This window comes from Burkholderia pseudomultivorans (genome assembly GCF_902499075.1).
Taxonomy (GTDB): domain Bacteria; phylum Pseudomonadota; class Gammaproteobacteria; order Burkholderiales; family Burkholderiaceae; genus Burkholderia; species Burkholderia pseudomultivorans.
Genome location: NZ_CABVPP010000006.1, coordinates 34,856 through 54,972, shown reverse-complemented (window position 1 = coordinate 54,972; position 20,117 = coordinate 34,856). Strand labels below are relative to the sequence as shown.

At 68.7% G+C, this 20,117-nt stretch carries 13 protein-coding genes; 4 read left to right on the top strand and 9 right to left on the bottom strand.

The genetic code is table 11. The features are described 5' to 3' along the window. Positions 1 to 47 precede the first annotated feature (47 nt). Positions 48 to 1,703, bottom strand: coding sequence for an acid phosphatase (locus BST28156_RS06705; RefSeq protein ID WP_174901791.1), 1,656 nt, complete (start codon positions 1,701 to 1,703; stop codon positions 48 to 50). Positions 1,704 to 2,145: 442 nt separating this feature from the next. On the opposite strand from BST28156_RS06705, the gene ftsH reads away from it, so the two are divergent. Beyond that, the gene (gene ftsH, locus BST28156_RS06700) at positions 2,146 to 4,122 is read left to right on the top strand and encodes an ATP-dependent zinc metalloprotease FtsH (protein ID WP_174901790.1); all 1,977 of its coding nucleotides are present in this window, start codon (positions 2,146 to 2,148) and stop codon (positions 4,120 to 4,122) included. Positions 4,123 to 4,146: 24 nt separating this feature from the next. Here ftsH and otsA read toward each other — a convergent pair whose 3' ends face one another. From otsA to BST28156_RS06685, 3 genes are all read right to left on the bottom strand, one after another. Further along, positions 4,147 to 5,544: an alpha,alpha-trehalose-phosphate synthase (UDP-forming) gene (gene otsA, locus BST28156_RS06695; RefSeq protein ID WP_174901789.1), complete on the bottom strand. Its 1,398-nt coding sequence runs from the start codon at positions 5,542 to 5,544 to the stop codon at positions 4,147 to 4,149. Between the two features lie 373 nt (positions 5,545 to 5,917). Beyond that, a complete protein-coding gene (locus BST28156_RS06690; protein ID WP_174901788.1) occupies positions 5,918 to 7,540 on the bottom strand; it encodes a methyl-accepting chemotaxis protein in 1,623 nt (540 codons plus the stop codon). Positions 7,541 to 7,920: 380 nt separating this feature from the next. Continuing rightward, positions 7,921 to 9,945 carry a TonB-dependent receptor gene (locus BST28156_RS06685; protein ID WP_174901787.1) on the bottom strand — a complete coding sequence of 675 codons (2,025 nt, stop codon included), beginning with the start codon at positions 9,943 to 9,945 and terminating at the stop codon, positions 7,921 to 7,923. Positions 9,946 to 10,454: 509 nt separating this feature from the next. On the opposite strand from BST28156_RS06685, the gene adhP reads away from it, so the two are divergent. Then, positions 10,455 to 11,483, top strand: a complete 1,029-nt coding sequence (gene adhP, locus BST28156_RS06680) for an alcohol dehydrogenase AdhP (protein ID WP_174901786.1) — start codon at positions 10,455 to 10,457, stop codon at positions 11,481 to 11,483. A gap of 71 nt (positions 11,484 to 11,554) precedes the next feature. Here adhP and BST28156_RS06675 read toward each other — a convergent pair whose 3' ends face one another. The 3 genes from BST28156_RS06675 to BST28156_RS06665 all read right to left on the bottom strand — a co-directional run bounded on the left by BST28156_RS06675 (position 11,555) and on the right by BST28156_RS06665 (position 14,856). After that, positions 11,555 to 13,000, bottom strand: coding sequence for a sialidase family protein (locus BST28156_RS06675; protein WP_174901785.1), 1,446 nt, complete (start codon positions 12,998 to 13,000; stop codon positions 11,555 to 11,557). 501 nt (positions 13,001 to 13,501) lie between these two features. Continuing rightward, on the bottom strand, positions 13,502 to 13,933 hold the full coding sequence (locus tag BST28156_RS06670) for a MarR family winged helix-turn-helix transcriptional regulator (RefSeq protein WP_174901784.1): 432 nt from the start codon (positions 13,931 to 13,933) through the stop codon (positions 13,502 to 13,504). Then, the gene (locus BST28156_RS06665) at positions 13,930 to 14,856 is read right to left on the bottom strand and encodes an alpha/beta hydrolase family protein (RefSeq protein ID WP_174901783.1); all 927 of its coding nucleotides are present in this window, start codon (positions 14,854 to 14,856) and stop codon (positions 13,930 to 13,932) included. The genes BST28156_RS06670 and BST28156_RS06665 overlap by 4 nt, the downstream gene beginning before the upstream one ends. A gap of 267 nt (positions 14,857 to 15,123) precedes the next feature. Between BST28156_RS06665 and BST28156_RS06660 the strand changes: the two genes are divergently transcribed. After that, a complete protein-coding gene (locus BST28156_RS06660; RefSeq protein WP_174901879.1) occupies positions 15,124 to 16,092 on the top strand; it encodes an ABC transporter substrate-binding protein in 969 nt (322 codons plus the stop codon). Between the two features lie 56 nt (positions 16,093 to 16,148). Next, positions 16,149 to 17,243 (top strand): LLM class flavin-dependent oxidoreductase, encoded by a 1,095-nt coding sequence (locus BST28156_RS06655; protein ID WP_174901782.1) that lies wholly within the window; start codon positions 16,149 to 16,151, stop codon positions 17,241 to 17,243. Between the two features lie 44 nt (positions 17,244 to 17,287). Here BST28156_RS06655 and BST28156_RS06650 read toward each other — a convergent pair whose 3' ends face one another. Continuing rightward, positions 17,288 to 18,223: an ABC transporter substrate-binding protein gene (locus tag BST28156_RS06650; RefSeq protein ID WP_174901781.1), complete on the bottom strand. Its 936-nt coding sequence runs from the start codon at positions 18,221 to 18,223 to the stop codon at positions 17,288 to 17,290. Between the two features lie 43 nt (positions 18,224 to 18,266). Next, positions 18,267 to 20,042 (bottom strand): amino acid ABC transporter permease/ATP-binding protein, encoded by a 1,776-nt coding sequence (locus BST28156_RS34965; RefSeq protein WP_174901780.1) that lies wholly within the window; start codon positions 20,040 to 20,042, stop codon positions 18,267 to 18,269. Between the last annotated feature and the right edge of the window lie 75 nt (positions 20,043 to 20,117).

Genomic DNA, 20,117 nt, shown 5'->3' with positions numbered 1-20,117 from the left:
ATCGCCAGTGGCGTCGTCGTTTCGGCGCGGCCAGCGTGAGCCGGTCATCAGCCGAGATCCAGTGCGTTCGTCAGGTCGCCCGGCGGCGTCGCCCCGCGCGCCGCGAACGCGCGATCGCGATGGACGACACCGTCGAGCGGCGCGAGCCCGTGCACGCGGCTGATGAAGCGCAGGATCGAGTTCGTGTCGTACATCGTATGGTCGACGTAGCCCTGCTTCGCGAACGGCGCGATCACGAGCGCCGGGATCCGCGAGCCGGGCCCCCAGCGGTCGCCGACCGGCGGCGCGACATGATCCCACCAGCCGCCGTTCTCGTCGTGCGTCATCACGATCACCGTGTGCTCCCACTGCGGGCCGCGCCGGATATGGTCGATCACGGTCGCGATGTGGCGGTCGCCCGATTCGACGTCGGCGTAGCCCGCATGCATGTTCAGGTTGCCCTGCGGCTTGTAGAACGCGACGGGCGGCAGGCGGCCCGCGTCGATGTCGGCGATGAAGCGGTTGGTCGCCGGATCGTCGCCGAGCCCCGCGTCGCGCAGATGCAGGCGGCGCGCGTCGGTGCCCGGCGCAAAATTCGCGAAATAGTTGAACGGCTGGTGGTGGTACTGGAAATCGGGCACGGTGCCGGTGTCGCGATGCTCGAGCGCGTACTGCCACGCGCCGCTGTACCACGCCCAGTCGATGTGCTTTTCCGACAGCCGGTCGCCGATCGTCGCATACGCCTGCGGCGGCAGCACGCGATGGTCGTGCGGATCCGCGAACGCGGGATTGCCCTGCGCGGGCGGCGGCACGTAGCTCGGCTGGTATGGCGGCGCCATCGTGTTGACGCCGTAGCCGTCGGGCGTGAGCGGGCCGTCGCCCGCGAATTTCGGCGGGCCGTCGAGCGCGGATGCCGGCGAATCGGCGGCGAGCTTCAGCCGAGTGCCGGTCGGATCGTCGCCTTCGACCACCGACAGCAGCTTCGCCGCGTGCGGATGCTTGTGCGCGTCCGGATAGCGCGGCGCCTGCGCGGAGATCAGGAACATGTGGTTGAGCCACGAGCCGCCGAAGGCCGCCATGAAGAAGTTGTCGCACAGCGTGTATTGCCGCGCGAGATTCCACAGCCGCAGCGTGTCGGCCGAGTTGCGGTAATGCCCCATCACGAGGCCGCCCGAATCGGCCCACGCGGCGAACTGGTTGTTGCGGCCCGCGGCGATCTGCATCTGGTTCTGGTAGAAGCGGTGCCACAGGTCGCGCGTGATCACGCCGTTGGGCAGCGGCTTGCCCTGCGCGTCGGCGATCCGGAACGGCGCGTTCGGCAGCTTGTCGATGTCGCGCTCGGCAATCATGTAGCGCTTGCCGTCCACTTCCTGCGCCTGCGGCACGAGGCCGCCCCAGATCTTCGGCAGTACCGGCAGCGGCGTCTTGCCGTCGCGGTCGAGCTGCTGCGCCTGTTCGGGACGCACGTCGCTCAGCGGATGCAGCACGCCGGGGAAGTCGCCGTACAGATTCGCGAAGCTGCGGTTTTCCGCGTAGATCACGACGATGTTGCGCACGTGATGGCGCAGCGCTTCGTCGACGCGCAGATCGGCGGCGGAGCGCGGCGCACCGGTTTCGCAGCCGCCGAGCGCGATGCCCGCGCCGAACGCGGCAAGGCCGCCGAGCACGCGGCGGCGGTCGGGATCGGCGGGCAGGTCGTCGGGGCGATCGGGGGTGTCGTTCACGTCGTAGGCTCCTCGAATGGGCGGGGTCGTTCGATATCGCGCGGCGGCGTACAGGCTGCCGCGCCGCAGGCCGGATGGCAATTGCCGCTGTGGTGGCCGGGCCGCAGCGGCGACACTGTCACGAAATTGTCATGAAGGCGACTATAACGCGTCGGCGACCGGCAGCGAAAGGCATTCGTCGGGTCGCGCGCATCCGGGCGCAGGCCGATGCGCGACGCGCGCGTGCAGACTAGACTTGGATTGACGGTCGGCGCGTGCGGCGCGCCGACCTGGCGAAAGCCGCCCGGCGGCGCTGCCGACGGCGCCGTCGCGGCGCGATTGATGCGACGAAACGAGAGGCGACGATGAATCGTGCGAGTTCCGCTTTCACGCATACTCCGATGCCGCGCACGGGTTTGCGCATGCGTGCGCGACCCCGTGAGCCGGTGGCGGGCCCGATGCCATGGACAGGAAATTCGATTACCCGGGGCTGCTGATCGCGGCGGGCTTCTTCGTGCTGTTCGCGGCGCAGTTGCTGATGCTGCATCCGGCATCGACATCGATCGCCTACAGCGATTTTCACCGGCTCGTCGCCGCGCGGCTCGTCGACGATCTCGAGGTCGGCCAGAGTTCGATCGCGGGCACGCTGCGCATGCCGCAGGCCGGCGCGATGCTGCCGGCGTCGGAGGCCGAGGCGGTCAAGGCGGCCGGCACGCCGTGGCGCTTCACGACCGATCGCGTGACCGACGACCATCTGATCGATGCGCTGACGGCCGCCGGCATCCGCTATCACGGCACGCCCGACACGAGCTGGCTGGCGTCGCTCGCGTCGTGGCTGCTGCCGCTCGCCGCGTTCGTGTTCGTGTGGACGATGCTGCTGCGCAAGCGCGGCGGGCTGCAGGATTTCGGCGGGATGGGCAAGAGCCGTGCGCGCGTATACGTGCAGCAGGAAACCGGCATCACGTTCGACGATATCGCGGGCATCGACGAGGCGAAAGCCGAGTTGCAGCAGATCGTCGCGTTCCTGCGCAATCCGGAGCGTTATCAGCGGCTCGGCGGCAAGATTCCGAAAGGCGTGCTGGTGGTCGGCGCGCCGGGCACCGGCAAGACGCTGCTCGCGCGCGCGGTAGCCGGCGAGGCGGCGGTGCCGTTCTTCTCGATCAGCGGCTCGGCGTTCGTCGAGATGTTCGTCGGCGTCGGCGCGGCGCGCGTGCGCGACCTGTTCGAGCAGGCGCAGCAGAAGGCGCCGTGCATCGTGTTCGTCGACGAGCTCGATGCGCTCGGCAAGGTGCGCGGCGTCGGCCCGATGTCCGGCAACGACGAGCGCGAGCAGACGCTGAACCAGCTGCTGGTCGAGATGGACGGCTTCCAGGCGAATTCCGGCGTGATCATCATGGCCGCGACGAACCGGCCCGAGATCCTCGATCCCGCGTTGCTGCGCCCCGGCCGCTTCGACCGGCACATCGCGATCGACCGGCCCGACCTGAACGGCCGCCGGCAGATTCTCGACGTGCACGTGAAGCGCGTGAAGCTCGCGGCCGACGTCGATCTCGGCGAGCTCGCGTCGCGCACGCCGGGCTTCGTCGGCGCGGATCTCGCGAACGTCGTCAACGAGGCCGCGCTGCATGCGGCCGAACTCGGCAAGCCGGCGATCGGGATGGCGGATTTCGACGAGGCGATCGATCGCGCGATGACCGGGATGGAGCGCAAGAGCCGCGTGATGAACGAGCAGGAGAAGGTGACGATCGCGTATCACGAGGCCGGCCACGCGCTGGTTGCGCAAAGCCGCGCGCATTGCGATCCGGTGAAGAAGGTGTCGATCATTCCGCGCGGCGTCGCGGCGCTCGGCTATACGCAGCAGGTGCCGACCGAGGACCGCTACGTGCTGCGCAGGAGCGAGCTGCTCGATCGCGTCGACGTGTTGCTCGGCGGCCGTGTCGCGGAAGAACTCGTGTTCGGCGACGTGTCGACGGGCGCGCAGAACGATCTCGAACGCGCGACCGCGATGGCGCGGCATATGGTGATGCAGTACGGGATGAGCGAGCGGCTCGGACTCGCGACCTTCGACGACGGCGCGCATCCGGGCCTGCAGGATTCGCGGCTGAGCGGCGACGGCCGCTGCAGCGAACATACCGCGCGGCTGATCGACGACGAGGTGCGCACGCTGCTGGCCGACGCGCATGCGCGTGTCGCGGCGACGCTCGACGAGCGGCGCGACGCGCTTGAACGGATCGCGCAGCGGCTGCTGCAATGCGAGGTGCTCGAACGCGATGCGTTGCAGGCCCTGATCGACGGCCGCAGCGAGCGGGTGCCGGACGCCGGCGATACGGAGGGCGGCGCGCGCGGCGGGACGGGTGGGGCGGAAAAGGCGTCGGCGGACGCGTCGGCGGTGGAGCGCGACTTCGTCGCGTACGGGCCGCCGCGCGAGCGCGATCGTTGAACGCGTGCGGCAGCGCGCAGCCGGTTAAATTGCGTCGGCGACTTCGGCCGCTTCCGCGAGCGCTTCGAGAAAGCGCGTGCGCCACCAGTGCACGTCGGTCTTGCGCAGCGTCGTCATCAGCGCCGAGTGGCGCTGCCGGCGTTCGTCGAGCGGCATCGCGAGCGCGCGCTGGATCGCCTGCGCGGTGCCCTGCGTATCGTACGGATTGACGAGCAGCGCTTCCTTCAACTGCTCGGCCGCGCCTGCGAAGCGCGACAGCACGAGCACGCCCGGATCGGCCTCGTCCTGCGCGGCGAGAAATTCCTTCGCGACGAGATTCATCCCGTCGCGCAACGGCGTGACGAGCGCAACGCGGCTCGCGCGATAGAGGCCCGGCAGGCGCTTGCGCGCGACCGTGCGGTGGATGTAGCGCATCGGCATCCATTCGAGCTCGCCGTAGTCGCCGTTGATCGCGCCGCACAGGCTGTCCATCTCGCGCCGCAGGTCGTCGTAGGCGCCGAGATCCTCGCGGCTCGGCGCGGCAATCTGGATCAGCGTCGCGCGGTCGCGGTTTTCCGGATACTGTTCGAGCAACTGGCGGAACGCATGCACGCGCTGCGGCAGGCCCTTCGTGTAGTCGAGCCGGTCGACGCCGACCAGCAACTGGCGGCGCGAATACTCGTCGCGCATTCGTTCGAACATGTCGATGCCGTCGCGATCGTCGGCCAGTGCCGCGAATTCGTCGACGTTGATGCCGATCGGAAACGCGCCGGCCGACAGCGTGCGACCGAAGGCCTGCAGGCGGCCGTCCGGCAGCCGCGCGGCGCCGGCTTCCGCTTCGACGTAATGCTCGAAGTGCAGCAGGTCCGATTCGGTCTGGAAGCCGACGAGGTCGTACGCGAACAGCGAACGCATCAGCCACTCGTGTTCCGGAATCGCCGCCATGATCGGCGGCGGCGGCATCGGGATGTGCAGGAAAAAGCCGATCGGGTTCGCGCAGCCCATCGCGCGCAACTCGGCGGCCAGCGGAATCAGCTGGTAGTCGTGCACCCACACGACATCGTCGGGCCGCAGCAGCGAGCGCAGCTTGCGCGCGAACAACTGGTTCACGCGCCGGTAGCCGTCCGCGAAGCGGCGGTCGAACTGCGCGAGATCGAGCCGGTAGTGAAACACCGGCCACAGCACGTTGTTCGAATAACCGAGGTAGTACGCGTCGTAATCCTGCGGATCGAGGTCGATCGTCGCGAGCTGGATGCCGCCGACGTTCTGGATCTGCACCTCGTCGCTGCCGGTGGCCTGGTCGTCGCCGCGCAGCCTGCCGCTCCAGCCGAACCAGACGCCGCCGGTTTCCTGCAGGCTGTCCTTCACGGCGACCGCGAGGCCGCCTGCCGCGGCTTTGCGGGGATCTGCGATGCGATTGGATACGACGACGAGACGGCTCACCAGCTCTCCTGACAATGGTTGGGGGAAAGGTTCGTGCGGCCGGGCGCGCAGCAGATGCCGCCAAAGGCGCGCTGCGCGCGATGGGCCGCAATACGATCGGACGGGAGTCAGGGCACGCGATTCGCCGTCCGAACGGGGAGTGCTTTTTTTAGGATACTCGCCATTCGCCGGTTTTAAAAGTCTGCATCTGCACGGGGTGCGGACGATGCATTGCGCGGTACGCGAAGCGCGTGCGGGACCGAAACTTGCGCATGCGCCGTGCGTGCCGCCGGCAGGCGGCGCGCTGCAACGGGCCGACGCGCGCATCGTCATGCGTCACGGCATCGAGGCGATCGATGCCGTCGTCGGCGTCGCGCGTGCCTGGCGGCCGGCGTTACGCGGTGGCGGCGTGCCAGTACGGCGTATCGGCCGCACGCGCAGGCTCGCGCTGCGACGACGATGCGTGCGCGTCGGCCGGCATCCGGAACGCGGACACGGTGCCGGACAGTTCCTGCCCTTGCGCCTCGAGCGATTTCGACGCGGCCGCGGCCTGTTCGACGAGCGCGGCATTCTGCTGCGTCGTCTGGTCCATCTGCGTGATGGTCAGGTTCACCTGATCGATGCCGCGGCTCTGTTCGGCCGACGCGGCGGCGATTTCGCCCATGATGTCGGTCACGCGCGCGACGGCCTGCGTGACGTCGGCCATCGTCTTGCCGGCTTCGCCCGCGAGCGCGGAACCGTCCTGGATCGTCTGCACCGACGCGGAGATCAGTTCCTTGATCTCCTTCGCCGCAGTCGACGAGCGTTGCGCGAGGCTGCGCACTTCGCTCGCGACGACCGCGAAGCCGCGGCCCTGTTCGCCCGCGCGCGCCGCTTCGACCGCCGCGTTCAGCGCGAGGATGTTGGTCTGGAACGCGATGCCCTCGATGATGCCGGTGATGTCCGCGATCTTCGACGAGCTGTGGCCGATCTCCGTCATCGTGTCGACGACGCGCCCGACCACGCTGCTGCCGCGTTGCGCGACCTCCGACGCGTTCGCGGCCAGCGCGCTCGCCTGTTGCGCGTTCTCCGCGTTGAGCCGCACCGTCGACGTGAATTCCTCCATCGTCGCGGCCGTTTCCTGCAGCGACGACGCCTGTTCCTCGGTGCGCTGGCTCAGGTCGAGATTGCCCGACGCGATTTCGCCGACCGCGTGCGCGATGCTGTTCGACGAATCGCGTACGCGCCCGACGATGTCGATCAGCCGCCGGTTCATCGTATGCAGCGCGTCGAGCAGGTCGCGCGTCTCGTCGTTGCCGGTGACGCGGATGTGGCTGCCGAGATCGCCGTTTGCGACCGTGCGTGCGACTTCGACCGCCGCGACGATCGGCGTCGTGATCCTGCGCGTCAGCCACAGGCCGCCGCCCATCGCGAGCGCGAGCGCGCCCAGGCAGATGCCTGCGAGCAGGTTGCGCCCGCTCGTATAGCGGTCCGCGAACGACTGCGCGATCGCGAGTTCGCGCTCGTGCGTATAGCTCGCATAGGCGTCGGTCGCGCGCACGAGCTGCGCGAGCAGCGGACGGCAATGCTCGTCGATCTCGGCAGTCGCCTCGTCCTTCTTCCCGGCCTGCGCGAGCCCGACGATGTTCAGCGCGACGGACCCGTAGCTCGATTCGATGCGTGCGATCTCGCCGATCAGTTCGCGCGCGCGGTCGGTCGTATCGTTCGCGTTCGCGATCAGGTCCTTGAGTTTCGCGAGATGGTCCTGCACGTCGCGATGCGCGTGCTGCACTTCGGCCAGTTCGAGCTCGATGTCGGACGGTTTGGTCACGAGCACGAGGTTACGCGCGGCGATCGCGCGCCGGTCGACCGCCGTGCGGATCTGCGCGGCCAGGTTCGCGCGCGCGTTGATGCCGTTCATGTACCGGGAGAACTCGTCGTTCGTATCGGACAGCGCCTTGAGCGCCATGCCCGACACGATCATGACGATCGCGGCGAGCAGGCCGAAGCCGCCAAGCAGTTTTGCTTTGATGGTCATTCTGGCGATTTTCAAGATGGGCCTCTTGCGCGAGTGGTTGACGTAGGAAATTTATTGTTCGAGCAGAGTGCGCGCTCGTGCCGTCTTTAACGGGTATTTCCAGTCGTTCTTGACTCGTCGGAAACCCTGATATTTATATTTCGATTGGGTTGAAACCGGGGCCGGGGCGGGGTTTGGCGCTGTCTGGAATCGTTTTTAAATCACCTGTGATTCGAGTGTTCATATCCGGATGATGAAGCCGGATTTATGCCGAAGATCAGAATCGGCACGCAATGAATTAGCCTTCCGGTAATTTCGATTCGATTAATTGGGGAATGGTACGGCCGAAAACGACGGGAATGCGTCCCGCCCCGCCGCAGCGGCCGCGGGACGCACTTCGGTCAGAACGTCGTCCGCAATCCGGCCATCACGCTGCGGCCGCCTTCCGGTGCGAAGCCGCGCACGACCGAGGTCGCATAGCGGATGTCCTGGTTCGTCAGGTTGTCGCCGCGCAGGTACGCGAGCCAGTGCGTCGGGCCGACGCGGAACTTGTAGGTCAGCATCACGCCGAGCGACGTATAGCCGTCGGTCGGGAAGTCGTTGTCCGGCACGCGGTGCTGCGACCACGCATGCGTGAGCTGCGCGCGCGCGCCGAACGGCCCGTAGCCGTAGTCGGCCGCGAGCGTCGCGCGCAGCGGCGCGATGCGCGGCAGCGGCTGGCCCGTGTCGACGTTGCGCGCATGCGTGTAGTCGGCCGTCAGTTCGAGGTCGACCGTATGGCCGCGCTGCGCGAACACGCGATACTTGCCGTCCAGCTCGACGCCGTAGAACTCGGCGCGCACGCCGCGATAGACGGCCTCGTCGAGCGAGCCGTCGGTGCCGCGCGCGACGGGCTCGCCGTCGTCGTCGACGACGCGGCCGGTGTTGTACTCGGTCAGGTAGTTCGAGAAGCGGTTGTAGAACACGCCGACGCTGCCGCGATTCGGACCGCTCGCGTAGCGCAGCGACAGGTCGGTCGATACCGCCTTTTCCTTCGACGCGTTCGGGTTGCCGATCAGGAACTGGCCGGTCGCATCGTGCGGGCCGTTCGAGTAAAGCTCGTAGAAGGTCGGCGCACGCTCGGTATAGGCGACGTTCGCGGCGATCGACCATACCGGCGTCAACGCAAACAGCGCGCCGGCCGACACGCTGCCCGCATTGAAGTCGCGCGGCTGCGCACCCGCGAATTTCTCGACGCCGGCCGGATCGGGATCGACCTTCACGTGCTCGAAGCGGCCGCCGAAGCTCAGCTTCAACGCCGGGGCGACCTGCCATTCCTCGAGGCCGAATAGCGCGACGCTGCTGGTGCGCGTCGACGGCACGAGCATTTCGTCGCCGAGCGCGGAGAACGTGTTCTGGCCGAACTGGATGCCGATCGCGCCTTCGAGCGGGCCGATCTTGCGGTGCCGGGCCTCGATGCGCGCTTCGTAGCCGCGGTTGCGGAACGTCGTCGCGGTCTCGCCGTTGTCGACTTCCTTGTGCCGGTAGTCGGTATACGCGAAATCGAATTTCAGCTTCGTGAACGGTCCGCTCAGGTTGCGCACCTCGGACGCGAACGCGAGACGTTCCTGGCGCATCCGCAGCCGCACGTCGTCTTCCGCGACGGAGCCGTAGTTCGATTCGTAGCCGCTGTAAGACAGGCCCGCGAAGCCGTCGCCCCAGGTGTACGACGCGCCGACCGCGCCGCCGTGCACGCGGCCGTCGCTGTTCGGCACGCTGCCGTAAGGCTGCGGCGTGTCGGGGTCGTCGAGCGCGCGTTGCTGGCTGCTGCGCGCGTAGCCGGGAATCCGCAGCTTGCCGGTTTCGCGGTCGAACGCATCGACGTGGAACGCGAAGCGGCCGTTGCCACCCTCGACCTGCGCGGCGCCCGCGCGCACCGTGTTCGCGCCGCCGTAGCGCGCGTCGAGCGCGCCCGTCACGCCCTCGATCGCTTCGCGCGGAATCCGGTTGTCGATCGTGTTGACGACGCCGCCGACCGCGTTGCCGCCGTACAGCAGCGCAGCCGGGCCGCGCACGATCTCGATGCGCTCGATCGACAGCGGATCCTGCGGCACCGCGTGGTCGTACGACAGCGACGACGCGTCGTAGGCCGCGACGCCGTTCTGCAGCAGCCGGATCCGGTCGCCGTCCATCCCGCGGATGATCGGGCGGCCGACCATCGGCCCGTACGTGGTGGTCGAGACGCCCGGCAGCCCGTTGAGCGTCTCGCCGAGCGAATCGGCCTGGCGGCGCGTGAGCGCGTCGCCGGACAGCTGCGCGGTGGGCGCGATCAGTTCGTTGTCGCCGAGCGGGTTCGCGGTCACGAAGATCGGCGCGAGCGACGTGGACGGCGATGCCGGCGCGGCGGATCCATCGGCCTGTGCGTGCGCGACGGCGGCGAACAGCATCAGCGATAGCGGCGGGAGCGGAGGAAGCGAAAGACGAGGGAGGTCGCGCATGGTTGGTGAATCGGTTGGAGTCGGATCAGGAACGGGCCATGCGGATCGTGTCTGGATACGATATATTGTTGCGTCTTGGGCGCACAACGACCCGTTGAAGCATGGCCCGGCGATGTCCGGTCGCCTCGAGTGAAACGGCGTCGGGCGGCGGAACACGCGGAATGATATGTTATATCATTTCAAATTCCAAGCTCGATGTCGGCGCGCCGTACGGTTTCTGTCGGACAAACAAAATATCGGCGGAAACAGAGGGCGGCAGGGCGACATGAATCGATACCCGTCGATCCGGCCTCGTCGCGTCGCCTTCGACTCATCCGGCGCATCGCAGCGCCTTCCTCGATGCGACATTGCGCGACAGGCACCGACCGCGCGGCATTTCCCTTCGATTGACTTTCATCAACGACGGCTGCGTCGCCGCACGGATACTGGTTCGCTCATCGACCAGACAGGAGCGACGCATGACGCAAACCATGAAAGCGGCCGTGGTGCATGCCTTCGGCGAGCCGTTGCGCATCGACGAAGTGCCGGTGCCCACGCCGGGCCCCGGCCAGATTCTCGTCAACATCAAGGCGTCCGGCGTCTGTCACACCGACCTGCATGCGGCCGACGGCGACTGGCCCGTCAAGCCGGCGCTGCCGTTCATTCCCGGGCACGAGGGCGTCGGCTTCGTCGCGGCGGTCGGCGCGGGCGTCACGCACGTGCGCGAGGGCGACCGCGTCGGCGTGCCGTGGCTCTACACGGCCTGCGGCCATTGCGAGTACTGCCACACGGGCTGGGAAACGCTGTGCCGCGAACAGCGGAACACCGGCTATTCGGTGAACGGCAGTTACGCGGAATACGTGCTCGCCGACCCCGACTATGTCGGCCATCTGCCCGCGCAGGTCGCGTTCGACGAAATCGCACCGATCCTCTGCGCGGGCGTCACGGTCTACAAGGGCATTCGCGTGACCGATACGCGGCCCGGCCAGTGGCTCGCGATCTCGGGCATCGGCGGGCTCGGGCATGTCGCCGTGCAGTATGCGCGAGCGATGGGCCTGCACGTCGCGGCGATCGACATCGCGCCGGACAAGCTCGCGCTCGCGCGGCAGCTCGGCGCGCAGCTGACGATCGATGCGTCGGTCGACGATCCGGCGCAGGTGATCCAGAAGGAGATCGGCGGTGCGCACGGCGTGCTCGTCACGGCCGTGTCGCGCAGCGCGTTCGCACAGGCGCTCGGGATGGTGCGGCGCGGCGGCACGGTGGCGCTCAACGGCTTGCCGCCCGGCGATTTTCCGTTGCCGATCTTCTCGACCGTGCTGAACGGCATTACCGTGCGCGGCTCGATCGTCGGCACGCGGCGCGACCTGCAGGAATCGCTCGACTTCGCGGCCGACGGCCTCGTGCGCGCGCATATCCATCGCGACCGGCTCGGCAACATCAACGACGTGTTCGCGAAGCTGCGCGAAGGGAAGGTCGACGAGCGCGTCGTGCTGACCGAGATGCACTGACGCGCACCGATTCGCGACCGCCGCGGGCGACTCGTCGACATCGCCGCGGCGGCCGTGCGCTCAGGCGCGCATCACGGCGCGAAGAACACGTCGGTGCGGTTCGTCAGGTTGCCCGCGTTGGTCTGCACGAAGAACGGGTGGAACGACGACGACGGCAACACGTCGAGCCCCTGGTAGTCGCCGATGAAGTAGCCCTCCGCGTACGGCGCGAGCTTCATGTCGAACGGGCCGCCGACGCGACGTTCGTCGGCGAACGTCGCGCCGCCGTCGTGCGAGATCTTGCGCCAGAACCCGGTCGGCAGCGTCGTCGTATTGCCGGCGAGCAGGTCGCGGAAGTCGTAGTAGGTGATCATCACGGCGCCCGTGTTGTCGACGCGCACCGACGGATTGAACGCCGGGCGTCCGGTCGGCGTGTTCGCCTGCATCGGTGCGCTCCAGCTTGCACCGCCGTCCTTCGACGTCGACACCGCGATCTCGTCGTACTGGCCGCCGTTGAAGCGGCTGTCCTGCCAGACGACGTACAGCTGCCCCGACGCAGGGTCGATCGCCGGCTCCGGAATGATGTCGCCGGTGCGTATCGGTTCGCCGGTATTCGGATCGGTCACGCCGGCGGTCTGCAGCCCGGCGATCACCTGCGGCTTCGTCCAGGTCGCGCCGTCGTCGGTCGATTTGACGAACGCGACCTTGCCGGCCGCCTTGCTGAACGGCGGCTGGATCAGATCGAAGAAGTCGTAGAGCGTGCCGCTCTTCGGATCGACGACGATCTGGTTGCCGATCGTCTGCTGACGCGACGGGACGTTGACGATCACCTTCGCGGTGCTCCAGGTCTTGCCGCCGTCGACCGTCTTCGAGAACAGCGTCGGCCCGCGATACGCCTGCGTGTGCAGGTTCGCGTACGGATTGCCGTTCGGCAGTTCGAGACGATCCCAGACCGCATAGGCGGTGCCGGCCTTGACCGGGTTTGCCGTGACCGATTCCTTGTCGTTGAAGAACTGCGTGGTCGGTTCGTTGTTGGCGATCAGCACGGCAGGGCTGCTCCAGGTCTGCCCGCCGTCGGTCGATACCGATGCCGCGACCGCATTGCTGTTGTTCGATTGGTTGAACGAAATCGATACCGAGTACGCGGTGCCGTCCGGCCCGAACGATACCCACGGATCGGAGGCGCGCTCGTACGCGAGCCCGCCGGGCGCGCATGCGCTGAACGGCTGCGGCGTGCGTGCCCAGGTTGCGCCCGCATCGAACGAATAGCCGGCGACCAGCCCGTGCGCGCCGCCGTTCGACCAGCGATCCTGCTGCCATACGCCGATCATGTTGTTCGGATTCGCCGGATTGACCGCGAGCCACGGTTCGACCTCGGCGTTCACGTAGTTCGTGCCTGGGCCGCCGATCGTGCATGCGGCAAACGGGCTCGGGCCGGACACCGGCACGGGTTCGGCGTGCGCGGTGGCGGCTGCGGCCAGCGCGATGGCGGCTGATAGACGGGTGACAAGCGGGTGGGACACGATAGTGCGTCGCATGGACTGCTCCTCGTTGACGTGCGGACCGCCATGGCACGGCAGGCACGCGGCGCGAGCCCGTGCGCGGCAGCGCATGCCCGGTTGCCGGAGCGTCGGTGCACCGCGCCATCCGCGCTGCGGTGCGCCGGTGCGAGTCGCCCGGAATGCCGCCTCAGCCATCGCAATCCGCGTGTGCTGGATACCGCCAGCACTTCGGTCAAGACTCCTTTTCATTCTCGTTGCTTGTCGGGTCTGTCCGCGCTGTCGACCCGACGGAAAAGCCGGCCCGGCATACGACGCGTGCGTCGAGTGGATTGCAATGTAGGCGATCCGCATGCGGTGCGCGATGCAATTTTTTGTAACAGAGCGTAGCCGGCAAGCGTTGCCGGAGGCGGGTCATGTCGGGGAAAAATTTGCCGCGACGAACGCGATCGAATCGAGAACGAGAATCGCCATCGCTTTCGATTCGCGATGGGGCGACGTTGCGGATGCGGCGAGCGAATGCCGATGGCGATACGCGGTTCAGCGTTCGCCCGGAAAGCGTTCCTGCAACGCGTGCAGCCAGCGCGCGACGACGTCGAGTTCCGTGTCGGAAAACCCGTCGCACAGCTTCGCGTTCAGTTCGCGCAGCAGCACGCGCGCCCGCTTGAGTGCCGCGTGGCCCGCGTCGGTCAGGTACAGGCGCGTCGCGCGGCCGTCGTCGGCATCGGCGTGGCGTGCGATCAGGCCGGCTTTCGCCATCCGGTCGGCCAGCCCCGTCATCGCGGACGGCGCCAGTTGCAGCGCTGCGCCGACCTCGCCGGTCAGCGCGCCGTCCTGCTTCGCGAGATAGAACAGCACGCCGGCCTGCGCGGCGCTCGCCTGCGTGTCGGCGTCCGCCTTGCGGTCGACCCAGCGCTGCACGCGGCGCTGGCCGACGTTCAACAGGAAAAACAGTCGTCGATGTTCGCTCAAGCTCGGTTCCCGGCTGCAATGGAAAGGGGCGCGTGGTCCGCGTCGCGCGGCGGCGTTTCGAGCGCCTGCGCGAGCCAGTCGGCGACGCCGGGCCACAGTACCGCGCCGGGCCGGCTGCGGAAGAAGCCCATGTGCCCGACCGGCCCGCTGCCCTCCGCGCGCGGATCGACCTGGCGGCGCTCGACCGCCGCGCGGGTCAGGTAGCTTACCAGCAGGTCGATCGCGGCCGGGTTCGCCCACGGATCGTCGTCGAAGCCGAGCGCGAGGATCGGCAGCCGCTGCTGCGCGAAGCGCTCGGCCGCGCCGAGCGTCGGATCGTCGAAGAAGTAGCGCGGCAGCGTGGTCCAGCCGCTCCATTCGCGGAACACGCCGGCCGGCAGATCCTCGCCGAGCCCGAGCCGCTTGCCGGGCACGTAGCCGAGCAGCGCGGACGCGAGCGGGCCGAGCACGCGCAGGATCAGCCGCACCTTCAAGCGTTCCGCCGCGTGCGCGATCAGCCGCGTGCTGCCCGCGTGCGCCGCGACCATCACCGCCGCGCGCAGCTGCGCGGAGCCGGCGGACAGGCCGATCGCGTGCCCGCCGACGCTATGCCCGACCGCGAGCAGCGGCAGTCCGTCGAACGCGTGGCGTGCCCACGCGGTCGCGGCTTCGACATCGAGATCGACCCAATCGCGCATCCGCGCCCGCAACGCACGCAGGCGAGCGGGCCGCGACGCGCCGATGCCGCGATAGTTGTAAGTCAGCACCGCGAAGCCGCGCTCGCCGAGGAAGCGCGCGAAGCCCGCATACAGCCTTTCCGGCACCGCCGTGGCCGGATGGATCAGCACCATCGCGCGCGGCGCGTCGGCCGGCGACCACAGCGTGCCGCGCAGCGGATAGCCGTCGGCGGCGGTAAAGCCGACGGGTTCGGCGGTAACGGACATCGTGCGCTCCAGACAGTTATTTCGTATGCGAAATATAGTCGCGAATTTATTTCGTGCACGAAATATCTGTCGAGGAATCGCTCGAAAGCGGGCGCTGCGATGGCGCTCGCTTCATAAAAGATTTGCATATTTGCATATCAGAATATTGCGTTTGTCTGATGATGCGGATCGACGTATCTTCACCGGTTCCATTCCGTTCGCCGGCCGTCGCGCCGGCGGACAACGGGCGCCGCCGCCGCGCGGCCGCCCTCGAACCTCCGGGAGATCATCTTGCTGAGCCGAATCGTCACGACGCTCCTGCTGGCGCTCGCCGCGCAGCCGGGCATCGCGAAAGACACCGTCACGCTGCGCGTCGGTGAACAGAACTACTTCAACATCCAGGCGTCGATGGAGGCGTCCGGCGTGCTCAAGGACTTGCCTTACACGATCGAGTGGAAGCATTTCCAGGCCGCCGCGCCCGTCGCCGAAAGCCTGAACGGCAATGCGATCGATCTCGGCTTTCTCGGCGATTCCGCGCTGCTCACGCTGGCCGCGCGCGGCGCGCCGGTGAAGGTCGTCGCGGTGTCGCGCCAAAGCCTCGACGGCGTCGCGATCCTCGTGCCGAAGAACTCGCCGGTGCGGACCGTGGCCGACCTGCAGGGCAAGACCGTCGCGGTGTGGCGCGGCGCGTGGAGCCAGCAGCTCGTGCTGCGCGCGCTCGAACATGCGGGGCTGCGCGCGGACTCGGTCAAGTACGCGTACCTGATGCCGATCGACGCGACCAACGCGCTTGCGAACGGCTCGGTCGATGCAGTGTCGCTGTGGGAGCCGTTCGTCAGCACGCTCGCGCTGCGGCAAGGCGCGCGGCCTGTCGTGACCGCGCAGGGGCTGATGCCGGCGCTGAGCTTCGTCGCCGCGAACGAGCAGGCCGCATCCGGCAAGCGCGCGGAAATCACCGATTTCCTGCGGCGCGTGGTTGCCGCGCGGCAATGGGTCGACAGCCATCCGCGCGAATACGCGGACCTGTGGGCGAAGCGCGCGAAGCTCGAACCGGATGTCGCGTACCGCTGGCTCGACAACGCGCACCAGCGCGTCGGCCCGGTCGACGAGACGGCCGCGAAGGACGCGCAGAACACGGCCGACTTCCTGCACAAGGCCGGCGTGATCCCGGCCGCCTACGACACGTCGAAACTGCTCGACCGCTCGTATGCGGGCGCATTCGCGCCGAGCGTGCGGAAAACCGCTGCCGCGCAGTGACCGCGCCGGCGCACACCGCTTTCCCGATTCCGACTCAGACCTACAAGGACACCGACATGCCAGTCGACATCATCGGCATGATCACCGCGACGCCCGGCGCGGAGGTCGACGTGCCCGGCGGCGCCGCCGTCCAGCCCGACTACGTGCGCCGCTTCGCGCAGGCGCACGAGGCCGCGGGCTTCGACCAGATCCTGATCGGCCATTTCAGCAATGCGGCGGACGGCTTCATCGTCGCGTCGTTCGCGGCTGCCGCGACCGAACGCATCCGCCTGCTGCTCGCGCACCGGCCGGGCGTGATCGTGCCGTCGGCCGCCGCGCGGCAGATCGCGACGCTCGACGTGTTCAGCGGCGGCCGGCTCGCGCTGAACGTGGTGTCGGGCGGCGACGACGCGGACCTGCGCCGCGACGGCGATTTCGTGCCGCACGACGCGCGCTACCGGCGTACCGGCGAATATCTCGACGTGCTGAAGCGGATCTGGCTCGCCGATGCGCCGGTCGACCACGACGGCCCGTTCTACCGGCTGCGCGGCGCGTCGCCGCTCGTGAAGGGCGTGCAGCGGCCGCACGTGCCGATCTACTTCGGCGGCTCGTCGCCGGCCGCGCTCGCAGTGGCCGGGCAGCATGCGGATGTCTACATGACCTGGGGCGAGCCGCTTGCATCGGTGCGCGAGCAGATCGCGCGCGTGCAGGCCGCCGCCGCGCCGTACGGACGCACGCCGCGCATCAGCGTCTCGTTCCGCCCGATCGTCGCGGACACCGAGGCTGCCGCGTGGGAGAAGGCCGAGGCGTTTCGCGAGCGCGTACGTGCGACGCGGCTCGCGAGCGGTCAGCCGATCGCGGGCCACGCACCGCAGAATGCGGGCTCGCAGCGGCTGATGGCCGCCGCCGCGCAGGGCGACGTGCTCGACGAACGGCTGTGGATGGGCGTCGCCAACCTGACCGGCGCGCGCTGGAATTCGACGGCGCTGGTCGGCACGCCGGAGCAGGTCGCGCGCGCGCTCGGCGAGTACTACCGGCTCGGCGTGACGACGTTCCTGATCCGCGGCTTCGATCCGCTCGACGATGCGCTCGATTACGGGCGCGCGCTGATTCCGGCGATCCACGCGCATGTCGCGGAACTCGACCGGCGGCACGCGGCGGTGACCGCGTAGTGCCGTACACGGGGCAACGGCAACGCGGACCCGCACGCGCCGCTTCAGAATGAAGGCAGGCCCGGCGGATTGGTCTCGGCGCGCGCGACGGCCTCGCTCTGCAATCCCCAGCGCGCGAGCGCCTGCCCGTAGCGGCCGCTGGCGATCAGCGTATTCGTCGCGAGCGTCAGCGCGGGCGCGAGCCCGCTGCCGCGGCGCGTCGCGATCGCGACATCGGCATTGGCCGGCCAGCCGGCATTGACGACGCCGACGCGCCGGATCTTGCCGCTGCGCGCGGCCTCGTACGCGAGCGACGCGTTCGGGTTCAGCTCCGCGTCCGCGCGGCCCGACAGCAGCGCGACGCGCGCCGTCGCATCGTCGTCGAAATACAGCAGCTCGGTCGGCTTGAGGCCCTGCGCGACATTGCGGCGGCTCCACTCGAGCAGGATGTGCTCCTGGCTCGTTCCCGCACCCGTGATGATGCGCAGCCCCGCGACGTCCTTCGGTTCCGCGATCCTCGCGATCGGGCTGCCGGTGCGCACATAGAAACCGTGCAGCCCGAGCCGATAGGTCGTGAAATCGTATTTCTGCTTGCGCTGCTCGGTGACGCCGACGTTCGAGATCACCGCGTCGTACTTGCCCGACGTCAGCCCGAGCGGCCAGTCGGCCCAGGCGACCGGCACCAGCACGAGCGTCCGGCCGAGCGCATCGGCGACGAGCTGCGCATAGTCGGGGTCGGCGCCGACCACGGTGCGCGCGTCGGTCGCATAGGTCGATACGGGCGGCGCGTGCGGCGAGATCGCGACCGTGAACGCGCCGTCGTGCACCCATCGGTAGCTGCTTGCCGCGCGGATCGCCGCATCGTCGCGCGGCGCGCGAATGCGGCCCGCCTGGCGCGGATCGAGATCCGCCGTCGCCGCGGCCGCGCTTGCCGAGCGCGACCACAGGCCGCCGGATGCCGCGACCAGCGCGGCGCTCATGAACTGTCGTCGGTCGATCATCGTGTCGTGTCCTGAATGGCGGGCAGACGGGAAGCGGGCCGCATCACAGCACCCGCGACAGGAATGCGCGCGTGCGCGGATGCGTCGGCGCGTCGAGCACGACGGCCGGCGGCCCCGCTTCGACGATGCGCCCGCGCTCCATGAACAGCACGTGGTCGGCCACTTCGCGCGCGAAGCCGATCTCGTGCGTGACGATCACGAGCGTCGTGCCGGAGCGCGCGAGTTCCTTGATCACGTCGAGCACTTCGTTGACCAGCTCGGGGTCGAGCGCGGAGGTCGGCTCGTCGAACAGCAGCACCTTCGGCCGCAATGCGAGCGCCCGCGCAATCGCGACGCGCTGCTGCTGGCCGCCGGACAGCTGGCGCGGATACGCATCGGCCTTGTCGGCGAGCCCGACGCGCGCGAGCAGCGTGCGCGCGATCCGCTCGGCGGCCTCGCGCGTCGCGCCGCCCGCCGCGACCGGCGCCTCGACGAGGTTTTCCAACACGGTCAGGTGCGGGAACAGGTTGAAGGTCTGGAATACCATCCCGACCGCCGTGCGGCGCTTCAGCACGTCGCGCTCCTTCAGTTCGTGCAGCACGTCGCCGTCGCGCCGGTAGCCGATCAGTTCGCCGTCGATGTCGATGAAGCCGTCGTCGACGCGTTCGAGATGGTTGATCGTGCGCAGCAGCGTCGACTTGCCGGAACCCGACGGCCCGACGATCGCGGTCACGCTGCCGCGCGGCGCGACGAACGATACGTTGTCGAGCACGCGCTGCATGCCGAACTGCTTCGACACATGATGCACGGCCACTTCGCCGCCGAGGTGCGGCGCGGCCGCGTCGCCGTCGGGGTGCGCATCCGATGCCGGCTTGCGCGCCGTCAGGCGGCGCCACAGCGTGCCGGCGCGTGCGAGCGCGAAGGTCAGCGCCGACGGCGGCGGATTGCGCAGCGCGCCGCGCGCGTAGTGCCGCTCGATCTGCACCTGGATCGCCGACAGCACGGTCAGGATGATCAGATACCAGACCGTCGCGACCATCAGCAGCGGAATCACTTCGAGATTGCGGCGATAGATCACCTGCACGGTGTAGAACAGCTCGGGCATCGCGAGCACATACACCATCGACGTGCCTTTCGCGAGCGAGATCAGGTCGTTGAACGCGGTCGGCAGGATCGCGCGCATCGCCTGCGGCAGCACGATCCGCATGGTCTGCCGGCCGCGCGGCAGCCCGAGCGCGGCCGCCGCTTCGAGCTGCCCCTGGTCGACCGCGAGAATGCCGCCGCGGATCACCTCGGCGGAAAACGCCGCGTGGTTCAGCGTCAGGCCGAGCACGGCCGCGGCGAACGGGCTGATCAGGTCGGTCGTCGGCACGTCGAGCCAGACGAGGCCGGTGAACGGCACGCCGAGCCGCACGTGCTCGTACAGATAGCCGAGGTTGTTCAGGATCAGCAGCAGCACGATCAGCGGGATCGAGCGGAACAGCCAGATGAAGGCCCATGCGCTGGCGGCGAGCAGACGCGAGCGCGACAGCCGCGCCAGCGCGACGAATGCGCCGAGCACGAGCCCGAACACCGCGCCGAGCAGCGTCAGCACCAGCGTGCGCGCGAGGCCGGACAGCACGGGCGGCGACAGGAACCATTCGGCGAATACCGGCCAGCCCCATTGCGGGTTCGCGAGCAGCGAATGCAGCGCGATCGCGATCAGCGCGAGCGCGAGCACGGTGCCGACGGCGCTCGACCGGTGGCGCGCCGGCACGATTCGCAAACGCGCGCCGCTGTCGCGCGGGCCGGAGGAAGAAAGCGGCGGCAGCGTGCCGCCGAGATGGGTCGTGTCGCTCATGGCGATGCAGGCTCCTGGTGGGATCGTCGGAAGCGCCGCACGATCGCGCGGCGCTTCGGCTGGGCGGAGGGCGTG

Excerpts from the sequence above, each read along its gene's own strand:
- ftsH (WP_174901790.1), top strand. The coding sequence starts at position 2,146 with ATGGACAGGAAATTCGATTACCCGGGGCTGCTGATCGCGGCGGGCTTC.
- BST28156_RS06690 (WP_174901788.1), bottom strand. The coding sequence starts at position 7,540 with ATGACCATCAAAGCAAAACTGCTTGGCGGCTTCGGCCTGCTCGCCGCG.
- BST28156_RS06685 (WP_174901787.1), bottom strand. The coding sequence starts at position 9,945 with ATGCTGTTCGCCGCCGTCGCGCACGCACAGGCCGATGGATCCGCCGCG.
- adhP (WP_174901786.1), top strand. The coding sequence starts at position 10,455 with ATGACGCAAACCATGAAAGCGGCCGTGGTGCATGCCTTCGGCGAGCCG.
- BST28156_RS06675 (WP_174901785.1), bottom strand. The coding sequence starts at position 13,000 with ATGCGACGCACTATCGTGTCCCACCCGCTTGTCACCCGTCTATCAGCC.
- BST28156_RS06665 (WP_174901783.1), bottom strand. The coding sequence starts at position 14,856 with ATGTCCGTTACCGCCGAACCCGTCGGCTTTACCGCCGCCGACGGCTAT.
- BST28156_RS06655 (WP_174901782.1), top strand. The coding sequence starts at position 16,149 with ATGCCAGTCGACATCATCGGCATGATCACCGCGACGCCCGGCGCGGAG.
- BST28156_RS06650 (WP_174901781.1), bottom strand. The coding sequence starts at position 18,223 with ATGATCGACCGACGACAGTTCATGAGCGCCGCGCTGGTCGCGGCATCC.
- BST28156_RS34965 (WP_174901780.1), bottom strand. The coding sequence starts at position 20,042 with ATGAGCGACACGACCCATCTCGGCGGCACGCTGCCGCCGCTTTCTTCC.